The organism is Nitrospira sp. SG-bin1 (assembly GCA_002083365.1).
Classification (GTDB): domain Bacteria; phylum Nitrospirota; class Nitrospiria; order Nitrospirales; family Nitrospiraceae; genus Nitrospira_D.
In genome coordinates this window covers 81,280-94,318 of sequence record LVWS01000044.1, presented here as the reverse complement: position 1 = coordinate 94,318, position 13,039 = coordinate 81,280, and the positions used below count along the sequence as shown (strand labels likewise).

The following is a 13,039-nucleotide window of genomic DNA, read 5'->3' as shown; positions in this document are numbered from 1 at the left end:
CGTTCCTCAGAGACTCTAGCTTCCTAAAGGCTCGCGAGGCAATTCCCTCACCGGTGGATCGCCTTCCACCCAGCGCCCTAACGCCGTCCGAGGTCTCTTTCCGCTAGGCTACGCGAACTTCTTCGGAAACTGTTTTACCAAGGCGGCTGCTAGTGTATCGGCGATGACGTAGATGTGATGCTCCATCGCCGGCCAGGTCTCTTCCTCACCGGCGTAGTCTTTGTCTTGAAACTTGTGTATTTGAGCCACATGATGGTCGACATGAGCGGCAAATAGAGTACGAACAGCCTCCTTGGAAAGGTGGGGATTGATCCCGCTGAAAAATGACGCAATCTCGTCGATGTTCGAGGTTAATTGCGCTTTTGCCGCATCCTGCTGTCGGGTATTCCCGGCCACGGTGGCCAGGGAATAGGCTCTGACGGCTTCGTAGTGCTTGGTCAGTAAAGTGCGGAGCCGTTCAGAAGTTGCATCGCCGTAGAACGGCCTAAACGTCCGCGCTATATCTCTTGCATTGGCAGCCACCGCTTTCTCCGCAAAATCCCGAGATCGCAGATCGTTTTTCGCGTTATCCAAGACGACGTTGCGAATCCAAAAAAGATGTCGCGACCATTCATCACGCAAGACAGCCTGGAGATCCGCCGCAGTGACGGGATGAGGCTCCGACAACGAGCTCCATTCATGCGCGCAACTCCCTAAGCCGACGACGGTGGATATCAGTAGCGCCATGGACCAATACATTTTGCTCATGACCACCCTTCCTCCTTAATGGCAAGCGAACGGAATCTTTCCCTGCCGTTCTGCCGATATTCTTGTACGGTTGTGCACACCCATACGGGCAGGTATGACTTAAGGCATCCTTGTATCCATCATGTAAACGTCATGTTACTAACACGTAAACAATCGCGCTGTTCACGGGCAAATAGATAAATTGCATCAAAGCAATCATAAAAATAGATGCTGATGCTGATGTGTCGCGCAGGCATCGTTTGCTGGTATTCCAGCGTGAGCAGTAAGCAGTCCCTGTGATGGCCCACGCAGCTTAACCATCTGACACTCCAGGCACAATCCAGAACGACTCTGATGCAACATGGAAGTCTTGCTGAACATGCAATAGGTATAAGCTGAATTTGCGGCCAATCATCCCTGAGGTCAGCCAATGCGTTGCGCATGTTGCATTGAAGAAGGACACAGGAGATATAATATCAACACTTAGACGCCAATGAGCACCCCAGCTATCGATAAGAAACATTACGAAGAAGCGATCCTCCTGGACTGCATCGGCGATGGGGTGGTTACGATCGGCCTCGATATGAAGATTCGGTACATGAACCGAGCGATGCGTGAGCTACTCGGGTACGAAGAGGGTGAGCCGTTGGCACAACTGCCGAGCTGCCATCTGTTGGTCCAGGGTTCCATCTGCTCGACTCCGGACTGCATCTTGGAACGCGCCATTAGGAACAGAGAGAAAGTCAGAAATTACGAAACCGTCATCCAGAACAAGGACGGTCGGAAGATTCCAGTGAGTTTGAACACGGATTTGCTCCGCGATGAGACCGGAAACTTGATCGGTATTGTCGAAACCTATCGTGACTTAAGCCAAATCAACGAGCTCAAGGCAAAGCTCGAGCAACAGATTGGGAATAGGGTACGCGGTCCCCTCGTGGCGCGAAGTAAAACGTTGCAAGGAATCCTTGATCTTCTGCCGCAGGTTGCCAATGCGAAAGCAACCGTACTGATTGAAGGAGAGAGCGGGACGGGAAAAGAATTGATCGCCCGTGAGATCCATCGGTTGAGCCCCAGGCGAGATCAGCCATTCGTCGCCGTGAACTGTGCCGCCCTAGCAGAAGGGGTTTTGGAAAGCGAGCTATTCGGCCATGTCAAGGGCGCTTTCACGGGTGCCATTAGCGATCGTCTGGGAAGATTCGAGATGGCGAACAAGGGGACCATCTTTCTGGATGAAATTGCGGACATCACTCCTCTGGCACAGGTCAAACTCTTGAGAGTACTTCAAGAATCGGAGTTCGAAAAAGTCGGCGGGAACAAGACGGTGAAAGTTGATGTGCGGGTGGTCGCAGCGACGAACAAGAATTTGGCCGCGGCAGTTGAAGAAGGGAAATTCCGGGACGATCTCTACTATCGATTGCAGGTGTTCCCGATCCGAGTCCCTTCCCTCCGTGAGCGCAAGGAGGACCTGCTGCCGCTTATCGAACATTCGATTACACGACTCAATCGCACGATGGGCAAAAATGTCAGGCACATCGACGGACCAGCCCTGAAACTCCTAGAGGCCCATCGGTACCCAGGTAACGTACGAGAGTTAGAGAACATCCTCGAGCATGCGTTCATTCGATGCCCGGACCACACCATCCGATCCGAACATCTCCCCGACTACTTATTATCGGATCGGTCTCGGCAAGAAAGGTCACCGAGTGAAAATGAAAAAGATGGCGGAGCCACCCTTGCCGTCCTGGAACAAGAAGCTATCGTGCAGGCGCTTGAGCAAACCAACTGGGACTACAAGCGCACCTGCAAAATACTGGGACTTAGTCGATCAACCCTTCTCAGGCGAATCAAACACTACAAGCTGCTCCGCGTATCTGATTCAAAACGGTCCTATTCCTTCCAAATTGACACTCATAAGTAATTGATAATATGCATATTATAAATTAGCAGTTTCATTCTGAAACATTACAGCTGATCTCCTCTATCTTCCTGCAAGAAACTTCCAATAAATCAAACGCTTCAGCATCCGCTTTTTTGAGTGTCATTGGCATTGGATCTGCACAAGAACGGATTAGACGGTTCACCCGTCTTAAATTTCCTCCAGGAAGGACGCGTCTATGCACGCAGGGGATTCTCCCTTGCTATTAGGTTTCGATCAACAGGAAGCAACGGGCACAGAAATGGAGGGCGAGACGATCGAATTTAATCGATTGGTTCACCTCGTCGACGAGACCGGGCTCATTCGGCTCGGCTTAAAGGTTATCGAACGAGTCGCCCAAGCGGAAGGGCGGGCTCTGTGGCATTAAGCAGTTTCAAACCCTTCGGTATTAGAGTCACCAAAGGAGGACGGCATCATGGCGTACAGCGAGAAGGTCGTGGATCATTTCAATCGTCCGCGCAACATGGGGAGCTTTTCAAAAGCGGATCCCCAGGTCGGAACCGGTATGGTCGGAGCGCCGGAGTGCGGCGACGTGATGAAGCTTCAGATTAAGGTGCAAGATGATACGATCGTCGACGCGAAGTTCAAGACGTTCGGCTGTGGGTCGGCCATCGCCAGTTCGAGTTTGGCGACGGAATGGCTCAAGGGGAAAACGCTCGCGGAAGCCGCCAAGATCAAGAACACGGATATTGTGCAGGAACTGAACCTTCCCCCGGTCAAGATTCACTGTTCCGTCTTGGCGGAAGATGCCATCAAGGCGGCATTGACCGACTTTCAGCAGAAGAACACCGCTAGTCGCACGACAGTATCGGAGTACACAACGGTGTAACCCTGACCATACCAATGTCGATATGGAGGGAACCTGATGAACTGTCCTCGCTGCAAGGGATACATGATGCAAGACGATTACCTCGACATTCAGGACGAGACCGGGCAGTGCCGATTCGTGGCGTGGCGTTGCTTGATCTGCGGCGAGGTACTCGATCCCGTCATTATGAAGCATAGGAGATCGCCCCCTCAGCCGATGATTGACCGTGCCAGGCTGCCCCTCGCGGTCCGCCATCTGTGGAATGTTCGCTGAGAAAATCGATCACCGTTCGAGGAAGTTGAGGAGATTGTCTTATGGCGCTATTGATCACAGACGAATGCATCTCTTGCGGAGCTTGTCTGCCGGAATGTCCCAACGAAGCTATTTTTGAAACGCGCAGCGACGCCGAAGCGAAGGGGCATCACGTGGGAGATGGGCAAGGCATCGGTGACAGCATTTATGTCATCACACATGAGCGTTGCACGGAGTGTGTCGGCCATTTCGACGAGCCGCAATGCGCGGCCGTGTGCCCCGTGGATAACTGTTGCATTTCGGATCCGGCCTACCCGGAATCGAAAGAGGTGCTGCTTGAACGGGCAAAACAGCTCAATCCAGACAAGGAGATTCATCCTGAAAAGGTCTGGAGCGGAGTCCGAGGTTAAACTGCCGATTCGCTTTGTGAGGAGACACAGTCGGAGACAGTCATGGGTGAGTACGTCAGGATTGACGGAATGAGTGAAGTTTCTCCTGGCAGCGGTCTTGCCGTGGAAATTAACGGCCGGTCTATCGCGATCTTCAACGGGACGGGCCTTCTTTGCCCTAGACAACACCTGTGCCCATCGCGGTGGTCCGCTGAGCGAAGGCGAACTCGAGGGAAAAGTCGTCACCTGCCCCTGGCACAGTTGGGAACACAACGTGCGAACGGGGATTTCATTGACGACTCTCTCCGCATCCAATTACTTGTGTGATCCAGTCGAGAGGAGACTGGAGAGGGTCTGATGATCACGACCAAGAGCCCGCTCCTCCAACATACATTGGATGCGATAACGCTCATCCTAGTTCTCGGTGCTCTATCGATGATCTGGCCAGTCATCATTGGCCTATTTCTCGGCATGCTCCTGCTGCTCCGCTCTTGCAGTGCCCAACAGGAGCTTGCGGTGCGGTCGTGGACCGAGATCGGTAATTTGTCGCTCGTCTTCATCTCGTGATTCGGACAACGAAAGGAGTTAGCGATGTTGACTATCTCATCGGGTGCAGAACAAAAGATTCGTGAGTTCATCCAGCAAGAACCTGAGGCGGTGGGATTACGCATCTATGTCCGTGGCGGGGGTTGCCACGGATACCAATATGGCATGGCATTTGAGGCCAAGATCGCCGAAGACGACACTGTGATCGAGCAAGGCGACCTTAAGATCATCATGGATTCCCAGAGTGCTCCTTTGCTCCAAGGCGCCGAGGTCGAATATTTGGACAGCGTGCAGGGATCCGGCTTCTCGATCAAAAACCCTCAAGCCAAGACGACATGCGGTTGTGGAAGCTCATTTAGCGCATGAGAAATCTTCAAGAGAGAAGGCGAAGGCGATGATACCGACGATTACTCCTCGTGAGCTGAAAGACCGGGTCGACAAAGGAGATAAGCCGTTTCTTCTCGATGTACGAGAGCCATGGGAATACGCGCTCGCCAAGCTAGAGGGCAACCCACTTCATCCCGCTCGCACCCTTCCACAGTCCCTCGCGATGTTGGATCAAAACGCGGAGATCGTCGCGTACTGCCATCACGGGATGCGAAGTGCCGACGCCGCTGGATTTCTCCTACAGCAAGGCTATACGAGCGTGAGAAACCTCGTCGGCGGGATAGATGCATAGTCTGTACAAGTTGACCCGACAGTACGGCGGTATCGATAAATCCCAGCCCGATGGTGTGCGATCATGGCGAGCAAACCCGCGTCGTGACGAACATCACACCGGATACCCAAGGGCGAGAACGGTACTGGATCAGTGTGGAAGCTTCGCAAGACGATCCCTCGCGTCTGAAAGACATCGTCGATGCCATTGTGTACATCGAGACTTACTATCATTTGTTGTTGATGCAAAATTCACTTTTTTCTGCCGCCATTGATCAGGCCTATAAATTTGAACAAGTTCACTTGAAGCAGCGGGAAATCATTACGTCTCATATCATGCGAGCGGACTCGGAAGACTTGCAGCGTTGGTTGAACACTCACGCAAGACCTGCTGAAGACCAATCGAATGGAGGGGAAGCTTCACTTCGAGCTGTCGGCATCATTGCCGTACGACAAGATCGTGCGTGCCACATTAGCGTCGACTGCAGAACAACCGATGGACTCCTATCGACCCATCTCTGACTATGTGTTAGGCAGGATCACAGGGGTTGCGGAAGGCTATCAACAGCTTTTGCGGCGGGTCGACACGCTTCGTGGCGGATTCGAGGGGATCACGGTCATCATTCGGACGAGGGTCGAACCTCCCAGCGATCGCATCCCAAGACAAATTGACGAGGAAACAAGTTCTTCCTATGATGAACGTATGAGAGCTTTCAGGTTTCTTCAATGGCCGCTTGCCGTCAACTGATTTATCATGAGCAACAAGGGCGATTCCGTGGAGAATCCATCTCTGGACCTGAAAAGGGAGGTCCACTCTCTCATTCAAGGCGAGGTCGAATCGGACGATGTAGCCCTCGACAGGTTCGCTGTCTCAACCAACCTGCAATCGTGGAAGGCCACTCAACTTCCGGATGGCTGGAGATTTTCCTCGTATTTCCCCGTCACGTTGGTCCTACTTTTCCTGGTGGTCCTCATTTTCGTTCCTTGGACTCAGACGATAACCGTGACAGGCCAAATGTCGGCCTATACACCATACGAGCGGCCGCAAGACATCGAGGCGCAGATTACGGGCCGTATCAAGAAATGGCATGTATTGGAAGGTGACCAGGTTAAAGAAGGTCATCTTATTCTTGAACTGGAGGACAATGATCCCAATTTCATGTCCCCTCACTTACTGGTGTTTTTGGATCAACGCAAAAAAGCACTGGAGAAGACTCAGCAGGCAGCACTCACAAGGGTCGATCAGCTGGATAAGCGGATCGTCGAAATGCGAAACCTCGTGAAAGCCGCCGTGCCATCGGCAGAGGCTCGCGTGGTCGAAGCCGGGAACAAAGTACGCGAAGCGCACCAGAAAGTCGAGGCGGCCAAAATCGCCGCGACGACAGCGGCGCTGAATGTCGAACGGCATAGACAACTGTCGAAGAGAGGTCTGGTGTCCCAGCGAGAACTGGAATTGGCCATCCAAGGAGACACGGCCAGTCAGGCCGAACTCGAAGGGGCGCGTGCGAATCTACAGGCAGCCGAAGGGGCGATGAAATCGCTCAGCTTCGGTCGCGACCAAGTCAATGCGGAAATGTTACAGCGGTTGCTCGATGCGGAGGCGGGTCGCGATGCCTCGGTGGCCGAAGCGGCAAGAGTCGCCGACCAACTTGCCGACGTCTCGCTCCGCCTGTCAAACGCAGAACAACGTCGTCTGGTCGGCAAGATTTTAGCTCCGATCGACGGGACCGTCGTCAAGATGGCCAAGGTCGGCATCGGCGAGACCGTGCGCCAAGGTGATACGTTGATCCGACTCTCTCCTACCAGTACGGACAAGGCGGTGGAGATGACGGCGGATGGACTGGACGCCCCTTTGCTGAATGTTGGGCGAAAGGTCAAGATCCTCTTCTATGGTATCCCTGCGATCCCCCTGCCGGCCTGGCCCGAACTCATGGCCGGTACTTATTCCGGCATCATTAAAGTTATCGATCAAGTCGACGATGGAAAAGGGAATTACCGATTCTGGGTCGTCCCCGATCCCAATGATCGTGCATGGCCGGAACAATCTCATGTGCGACAGGGTACAAAGGTGATGGGTTGGGTCATCTTAAACCGCGTGCCCCTCTGGTATGAATTGTGGCGCCGCTTCAACTTATTTCCACCCGATTATCTAGAACGATCTCACACGGTGATCGATATCCTTCTGCCAAAAGCGGGGCGGGGCTCGAAATAATCATTCTGAGACGCGCAGGTCTCATGCGGATCGGCGCAAGTGGTACTGATATGAGGGAATGTTCAAGAAGGCAACATCGGTACTTGGCGGGCGAAATCATCAAGTGTGATGCGGCGATCGACATAGGAAGTGAGCTTAGGATCGTTCGAGACGAAAATCACCGTCCAGGGCTCATCTTTCGAGCAGATTCGCTGTAGGATACTGTCTCGCAGCGCAGGTTGCATGTCATGAATCATGCCGTCGAAGACCAGGAGTTGCGGACGACCCAGGATGGCGCGTGCGAGGAGAATGCGCAACACATGAGTTGGCGCAAGAATCTCTCCGAGAGCACTGATGTGGGAATTGATGCCTTGCGGAAGGGTTCTGACCTCTTCTTGAAGCTGAGTCAATCCCAGCGCCCAGCGGACATCGTCGTAGGAGACATAGGAACGTCTCCAGACGATATTGTCCGCAATGGTCCCGTCAATCAGTGACAGCTGCGAATCGATCATAAAGCCACGGCACCTGTTGATGACCCTCAGGTCGAGATGTCGGAGATCAACGTCGTTATAGAAAACAAGACCGTAGGTCGGCACTTCGAGGCCGGCCAAGACTTTGGCCAAGGACATTCGAGCCATCGTCGTCTTGGTGTAAATCGCAACTTTTTCGCCGGCAACGACATCCAGGTCAAGATTGTCGAACAGCGATAGACTGTCCTTGACCATGCCCAATCCTTGACAGGTGACTCGGATGCCATGGATTTTTGGATCCGGCAAGGTTACCGATGCTGTCGGAGGCAGATGGAGCTGGTCTTTCGGAAGCGCGAAGAACGCATTCAGTTCCTCCAAAGCCGTGAAGAAAAAATACACCTGTCCCATACTCTTGACTACGGCATCAAAGTTAACGAGCAGGCTCCCGACCACCACCTCCACCGCCACCAGCTGGCCGAGAGTTAACTGATCACTGGACAGGAGCCAGCCAGCTAGGGCCAGGGCGCCACTGTGAGCCAGGGCTTGTCCCCCTACCGAGGCGATAAATTGGCGTAAAAGGACGGCGAATCGCGCCCGTCGGCATTCCATATACTTCTTCGCAAGGTCATCGGTCTTCTCCATGAGCAATGCTCGGCTGTCGGTTGCTTTGATGTGCAGCAAGTTCCTCGAGATGTCCTGAATCCAGTGCAGAACATCATATTTGGCGTGAGACATTTCGATGGTGGTCCGCAGCCCTCCGCGAGAGAGCACGAAGAAGATGAAGCCGGACCCGAGCAGCAACATGATATCGAAAAGGGCGAAGTACGGATGATAGAACACCAAAATCGTCATGCCGATCATGCCGCCGACCAGCACATGGATCAGGTCCACGAGCAGGACCGACAATGCGCGCTGCATGAACGCCGTTTCCATAAAGTAGTTTGATACCCGAGGTCTGAACCCTTGTAATGACACCATGGGGAGTTTTTGGGCCATCGCGAAAGCAGTCCTGACAAAGAGTCGACGCTGGAGCACCTCGACGGCATAGTACTGGAGTGCTCGGAATGCTCCGACTACCGCCAGCACGACGACCATAATGATGGCCAGCGTGGCGATCATGACCGGTTGGATGGCAAAGGAAAACGTATTGACCAATTCCTGAACCGTCAAGGGAACGATCAGTGAGAAGAGCCCGATCACGAGTGCATAGGAGACGACGAGAACCAGAATTCTGCGCTCGAGTCGAAAGAACATTCCGAGGTGCTTGAGGACTTGAAAGAGGTTCGGATGGGTTGCTCCCGGTGATTTGGTCATATGACTATTGATCAAAGAGATTCACGCCGTCGAGACACAAGACTCTCCCGACTTCAGATGGAAGTCTGCTGTTCTTCACGCCGGCGAAAACGCAGCCGCGGTCGTCGTTAGATCATCTCTTAGCGGTAACTGATTCGCACGGCCTCGTGCGGGCTTTTCGCCCATGCTCCAATGGCCCACTGGTACAAGGCCAAGGCTTTGTGGTACTCAGCCTTTGCCCGAATAACCTGACCTTGTGAATCGATGGTGTTGCGTTCGCGAAGATTGACGAACAGCACGCTGCTTGTTCCAATGCTGAAACGATATCGCTCTCCTTCTTCGACGAGTTCAACGAGACGGAGAGCTTGCGACGCCTCTTCTATTCGCTCTCTTGCTCGCTGAATCGCAGACCGCGCATTGTCGATATCGACCACGACTTGGTTTTCCCGGTACAGTTGCGCCACCACCAGTCGCTCCGCCTGGCCTTGTGCCTGGAGCACCTCACCGCGACTGCGGCGTTGGAACAGGGGGATTCTCAGTTCGACACCGAAGCGGTATCCCAACCCGAGAACAAATTTCTCCGGGGAACGCGCCGGTGCTGCCTCCAAATTGAGGCTTGGAAGCAGATTGTTCTTCGCCAACACGAGGTCAATGTTGTTGATCCTCGCCTCCACCTCGAGCGCTTTCACTTCCGGCCGTTCCCTCATGGCTTCTACCTTGTGTGCCATGATCTCTTCAAAGGTCGGGACCGGTTTGTCCATCGAAAAATCAGGAACACGATCCAACGGCGGAGTCGTCGGAGAGCCTTTATCCCATAAGAACATCGAAAGCTTGAACGACTCCTGCTCGAGTAATCTCTTGGCGGCGATGGTCACTTCCCGTCGCCGATGTACTTCCTGACCGGCTTCCGTGACATCAATGGGAGCCACCACACCGGCTTTTGCACGCTCCTCCACCTGTTTATATCGATCTTCCGCAACGGTCAAGGCTCGCTTCTGAACGTCCAGTAATTTGGCCGCCGACACCCAGTCCCAGAATTGATGGGCCGCCGCCAAGAAAAGACCTTGTCTAGTTTGAGAGATTTTGATTTCTGCGAGAGGGTCGGCCAGCTCTGATCGCTGTAGTTCTGCGCGTTCAGGGTTGATCATCAGGCCTCTCAGCAAGGGTAAAAAGCCGCCCAGAATGACTTGTTGATTCCCGTCACCGAACGACAGGTCCGGTATTCTCGCGTCGCCGATCGCCTGACGAAATCCGGCGCTGCCTCTAAAACCCGATGGGTGCAGCGCTTCGACTAGCGTGTCGTTAAAACCGACGGTTTGAGTGCCCTTGCCGGGTTCGGTGCTCGAAATAAAACGTTCAAGCTCCGTGTCGTTCACAAGAGTCGGCTCAAACGCACCAAGTGCCTTCAACATCTGTCCCCTGGCGATCGTCTTTTCTGCTCCGGCCCCCCTGAGGAGCGGATGAGTCCGATCAATCCTTGAATGAAGTTCGTCAAGGCTGAGTGGGATAACCGGGAGCAATTTGACTGGATCCGCTTCCACAGCCTGGCCGGCGCAGGTGATACCTGGAAGCATAAGAAGCCAGCTGAAAATGGGCCATACGAGTCTCATAAATGTGCTCCTTTCTATTCAAGAAGTCAGCTTGCAGGACTGTTTGGCGAATGGAGCCGCCTAGCAATCGATGATAGATCTGATCCATTCCGACGAACATGTGCCCGATGGTCCCATAAGACGGTTGACGATCATCTCGGTATGCGGATTCCTGTGACTGGAGATTCCGTCGGTTCCTTCTTATGCCGAAAGCTTATTGAAGGCATCCAATGCGGCGACCTTGTAACATTCAGCCAGGGTGGGATAATTGAAGGCGGTCGACAAAAAGTAATCAAGACCGCCTCGCAGCCCCAATACAGCCTGGCCGATATGGATCAGCTCTGTCGCGCCGGTACCGACTGCGTGAACTCCCAAGAGACGGTGGTCTTCTCGATGAAACAGCATCTTGAGAAAACCGCTGTCATCGCCCATGATGTGGCCGCGCGCGATCTCCCGATAGCGGGCCACGCCGCTCTCGTATGGGACCTTCTTCGTCGTCAACACATGCTCAGGTTCTCCGACGGCCGATACTTCGGGGATCGCGTAGATCCCGATGGGGAAATGGGACGCCATGGGCTCCGCGTCTATGCCAAACGCGGCGCAAGCGGCAAGGCGGCCCTGCTCGGCAGAGGTGGTTGCGAGGCTGGGAAATCCAATGACATCTCCGGCGGCTAAAATATGCTGGACGCTCGTACGGTATTCACTGTCGACCCTCAACCGTCCGCGCTCATCCGCCTTGAGTCCTGCGGCGGACAGATTCAATCGATCAGTCGCACCCTGCCGCCCCGCACTAAATAGCGTCAGATCTGAGACCAGTCGCTTGCCTGATTCCAGAAAGATCACGACGCCTGGAGATGGCTTCGCGACGGCCTCAAGCCGCTCCACCGCTTCTCCTAGTCGAAAGGTGATGCCGGCATTCCGCATTTGGTGGAGTAATTCGTCGACCAGTTCTCCATCGAGAAACTCCAATGGACGCTCCCGCTTGTCGACAACGGTCACGTCTATACCGAGCGCTGCGAACATCGAGGCATATTCGATCCCAATGACGCCGGCCCCTATCACCGAGAATCGTCGCGGGAGACATGTGATCTGCAGCAGCTCATCACTCGTGACGACAAGCTTCGATTCCGTGAGCATGCCAGGCGGCGGTGCCGGCACCGTTCCGACGGCGATCAGGATGTTGGCTGCTTGCACTGTCGCAGCTTGGCCATCTCTAGTCACCGTCACCGTATGAGAATCCTGAAAGCTGGCTTCACCCATGAAAACGGTCACGTCGTTGCGCTGAAGTTGGTCCCGGATTATCTCGGCTTGTCTGTATTCGACTTCGGCGACTCGTGCCATGAGCGCCTGCGCGCTGGGGCGAGACCGGGCGACGGGGCGGCCAAACCCTTCTTCGAATCCGGTTCCATCCATCACTGCCAGAACCGCTTCACGGAACGTTTTACTAGGAATTGTTCCCGTGTCGACACAGACCCCTCCAATGAGGTGACCTCGCTCCACGATCGCCGTGCGCTTACCGAGTTTGGCAGCTTGGACAGCAGCGCGCTGTCCGGCCGGTCCGCTTCCGATGCACAGCAAATCGAAATCAAAAGTCGGCTGATCTTTCATACGACTTCACGGCTACCGAGAGTCCACTCGATGCATTGGCTTGAATGGCTTTATCGATATTAACGCCGGACTGTTCTATTGCCGGATAGATGCGCTGATATAACACACTGATTTGTCCGGAGACGCTATCGGTCGTCATCGCGGCTCTCAAGGCCCTGCAGTTACTATGGTTGATCACAAGAAGCGCTTTGATTCCAAGGACCGCTACGCCGAATTCGGGGCTGGACGCAATTTCAGGATTCACCACATTACCTGCCACCCACGTGACAAAGATATGACCCATCGTTTGATCAAACACCGGCTCCACGGGTATGCGAGAATCGGCACAGGCAAGGACTGCCGCAAACGGCTCATGTTTATTGACCGTACGCTCTTTCCTGATGATCAAATTGTGCGTGATCGATCTCGGTTGATTCGCGGCAAAGCGCTGGTTGCCTGCGAACAATTCATGCAGAGCTTCATCGGGACTCGGCATGGTTTGGGCATAAAACGTTCGGGCGGAGGCAAGCTGGATTCCCGTGGCTGCCACAAGGGCCGTTCCTGAAAGAACCGTTTGAAGGAGTCGTCTCCTGCC

General features: G+C 54.0%; 16 protein-coding genes. 11 read left to right on the top strand and 5 right to left on the bottom strand.

Going from position 1 to position 13,039, the window contains the following annotated elements:
* Nucleotides 1-108 precede the first annotated feature (108 nt).
* A complete protein-coding gene (locus tag A4E19_09660) occupies nt 109-747 on the bottom strand; it encodes a hypothetical protein (GenBank protein ID OQW30565.1) in 639 nt (212 codons plus the stop codon).
* Nucleotides 748-1,219: 472 nt separating this feature from the next.
* Here A4E19_09660 and A4E19_09655 point away from each other — a divergent pair, with 472 nt between their 5' ends.
* From A4E19_09655 to A4E19_09605, 11 genes are all read left to right on the top strand, one after another.
* Nucleotides 1,220-2,644 (top strand): hypothetical protein, encoded by a 1,425-nt coding sequence (locus A4E19_09655; protein ID OQW30564.1) that lies wholly within the window; start codon nt 1,220-1,222, stop codon nt 2,642-2,644.
* Nucleotides 2,645-2,840: 196 nt separating this feature from the next.
* A complete protein-coding gene (locus A4E19_09650) occupies nt 2,841-3,029 on the top strand; it encodes a hypothetical protein (GenBank protein ID OQW30563.1) in 189 nt (62 codons plus the stop codon).
* 48 nt (nt 3,030-3,077) lie between these two features.
* The gene (locus A4E19_09645; protein OQW30562.1) at nt 3,078-3,491 is read left to right on the top strand and encodes a Fe-S cluster assembly scaffold IscU; all 414 of its coding nucleotides are present in this window, start codon (nt 3,078-3,080) and stop codon (nt 3,489-3,491) included.
* A gap of 36 nt (nt 3,492-3,527) precedes the next feature.
* Nucleotides 3,528-3,743 carry a hypothetical protein gene (locus A4E19_09640; protein ID OQW30561.1) on the top strand — a complete coding sequence of 72 codons (216 nt, stop codon included), beginning with the start codon at nt 3,528-3,530 and terminating at the stop codon, nt 3,741-3,743.
* A gap of 41 nt (nt 3,744-3,784) precedes the next feature.
* Nucleotides 3,785-4,132 (top strand): 4Fe-4S ferredoxin, encoded by a 348-nt coding sequence (locus A4E19_09635; GenBank protein OQW30560.1) that lies wholly within the window; start codon nt 3,785-3,787, stop codon nt 4,130-4,132.
* A gap of 336 nt (nt 4,133-4,468) precedes the next feature.
* Nucleotides 4,469-4,678 carry a hypothetical protein gene (locus A4E19_09630; GenBank protein OQW30559.1) on the top strand — a complete coding sequence of 70 codons (210 nt, stop codon included), beginning with the start codon at nt 4,469-4,471 and terminating at the stop codon, nt 4,676-4,678.
* 24 nt (nt 4,679-4,702) lie between these two features.
* Nucleotides 4,703-5,023 (top strand): hypothetical protein, encoded by a 321-nt coding sequence (locus A4E19_09625; protein ID OQW30558.1) that lies wholly within the window; start codon nt 4,703-4,705, stop codon nt 5,021-5,023.
* Between the two features lie 28 nt (nt 5,024-5,051).
* The gene (locus tag A4E19_09620) at nt 5,052-5,336 is read left to right on the top strand and encodes a rhodanese (protein OQW30557.1); all 285 of its coding nucleotides are present in this window, start codon (nt 5,052-5,054) and stop codon (nt 5,334-5,336) included.
* A gap of 50 nt (nt 5,337-5,386) precedes the next feature.
* Entirely contained in the window at nt 5,387-5,836 is a 450-nt protein-coding gene (locus A4E19_09615) for a hypothetical protein (GenBank protein OQW30556.1), read from the top strand.
* Nucleotides 5,811-6,062, top strand: a complete 252-nt coding sequence (locus tag A4E19_09610; GenBank protein ID OQW30555.1) for a hypothetical protein — start codon at nt 5,811-5,813, stop codon at nt 6,060-6,062. The genes A4E19_09615 and A4E19_09610 overlap by 26 nt, the downstream gene beginning before the upstream one ends.
* 6 nt (nt 6,063-6,068) lie before the next feature.
* Nucleotides 6,069-7,526: an ABC transporter permease gene (locus A4E19_09605; GenBank protein OQW30554.1), complete on the top strand. Its 1,458-nt coding sequence runs from the start codon at nt 6,069-6,071 to the stop codon at nt 7,524-7,526.
* A 62-nt stretch (nt 7,527-7,588) separates the two neighbouring features.
* On the opposite strand, the gene A4E19_09600 is transcribed toward A4E19_09605, so the two are convergent.
* The 4 genes from A4E19_09600 to A4E19_09585 all read right to left on the bottom strand — a co-directional run bounded on the left by A4E19_09600 (nt 7,589) and on the right by A4E19_09585 (nt 12,994).
* Nucleotides 7,589-9,289: a hypothetical protein gene (locus tag A4E19_09600; GenBank protein ID OQW30553.1), complete on the bottom strand. Its 1,701-nt coding sequence runs from the start codon at nt 9,287-9,289 to the stop codon at nt 7,589-7,591.
* A 119-nt stretch (nt 9,290-9,408) separates the two neighbouring features.
* The gene (locus A4E19_09595; GenBank protein OQW30602.1) at nt 9,409-10,809 is read right to left on the bottom strand and encodes a transporter; all 1,401 of its coding nucleotides are present in this window, start codon (nt 10,807-10,809) and stop codon (nt 9,409-9,411) included.
* Nucleotides 10,810-11,058: 249 nt separating this feature from the next.
* Complete coding sequence (locus A4E19_09590; protein ID OQW30552.1) at nt 11,059-12,465, bottom strand: NAD(P)(+) transhydrogenase; 1,407 nt, start codon at nt 12,463-12,465, stop codon at nt 11,059-11,061.
* A complete protein-coding gene (locus A4E19_09585) occupies nt 12,443-12,994 on the bottom strand; it encodes a hypothetical protein (protein OQW30551.1) in 552 nt (183 codons plus the stop codon). The genes A4E19_09590 and A4E19_09585 overlap by 23 nt, the downstream gene beginning before the upstream one ends.
* Between the last annotated feature and the right edge of the window lie 45 nt (nt 12,995-13,039).

Excerpts from the sequence above, each read along its gene's own strand:
- A4E19_09640 (OQW30561.1), top strand. The coding sequence starts at position 3,528 with ATGAACTGTCCTCGCTGCAAGGGATACATGATGCAAGACGATTACCTC.
- A4E19_09615 (OQW30556.1), top strand. The coding sequence starts at position 5,387 with ATGGTGTGCGATCATGGCGAGCAAACCCGCGTCGTGACGAACATCACA.
- A4E19_09600 (OQW30553.1), bottom strand. The coding sequence starts at position 9,289 with ATGACCAAATCACCGGGAGCAACCCATCCGAACCTCTTTCAAGTCCTC.
- A4E19_09590 (OQW30552.1), bottom strand. The coding sequence starts at position 12,465 with ATGAAAGATCAGCCGACTTTTGATTTCGATTTGCTGTGCATCGGAAGC.
- A4E19_09655 (OQW30564.1), top strand. The coding sequence starts at position 1,220 with ATGAGCACCCCAGCTATCGATAAGAAACATTACGAAGAAGCGATCCTC.
- A4E19_09645 (OQW30562.1), top strand. The coding sequence starts at position 3,078 with ATGGCGTACAGCGAGAAGGTCGTGGATCATTTCAATCGTCCGCGCAAC.
- A4E19_09635 (OQW30560.1), top strand. The coding sequence starts at position 3,785 with ATGGCGCTATTGATCACAGACGAATGCATCTCTTGCGGAGCTTGTCTG.
- A4E19_09650 (OQW30563.1), top strand. The coding sequence starts at position 2,841 with ATGCACGCAGGGGATTCTCCCTTGCTATTAGGTTTCGATCAACAGGAA.
- A4E19_09620 (OQW30557.1), top strand. The coding sequence starts at position 5,052 with ATGATACCGACGATTACTCCTCGTGAGCTGAAAGACCGGGTCGACAAA.
- A4E19_09605 (OQW30554.1), top strand. The coding sequence starts at position 6,069 with ATGAGCAACAAGGGCGATTCCGTGGAGAATCCATCTCTGGACCTGAAA.
- A4E19_09610 (OQW30555.1), top strand. The coding sequence starts at position 5,811 with ATGGACTCCTATCGACCCATCTCTGACTATGTGTTAGGCAGGATCACA.
- A4E19_09660 (OQW30565.1), bottom strand. The coding sequence starts at position 747 with ATGAGCAAAATGTATTGGTCCATGGCGCTACTGATATCCACCGTCGTC.
- A4E19_09625 (OQW30558.1), top strand. The coding sequence starts at position 4,703 with ATGTTGACTATCTCATCGGGTGCAGAACAAAAGATTCGTGAGTTCATC.
- A4E19_09630 (OQW30559.1), top strand. The coding sequence starts at position 4,469 with ATGATCACGACCAAGAGCCCGCTCCTCCAACATACATTGGATGCGATA.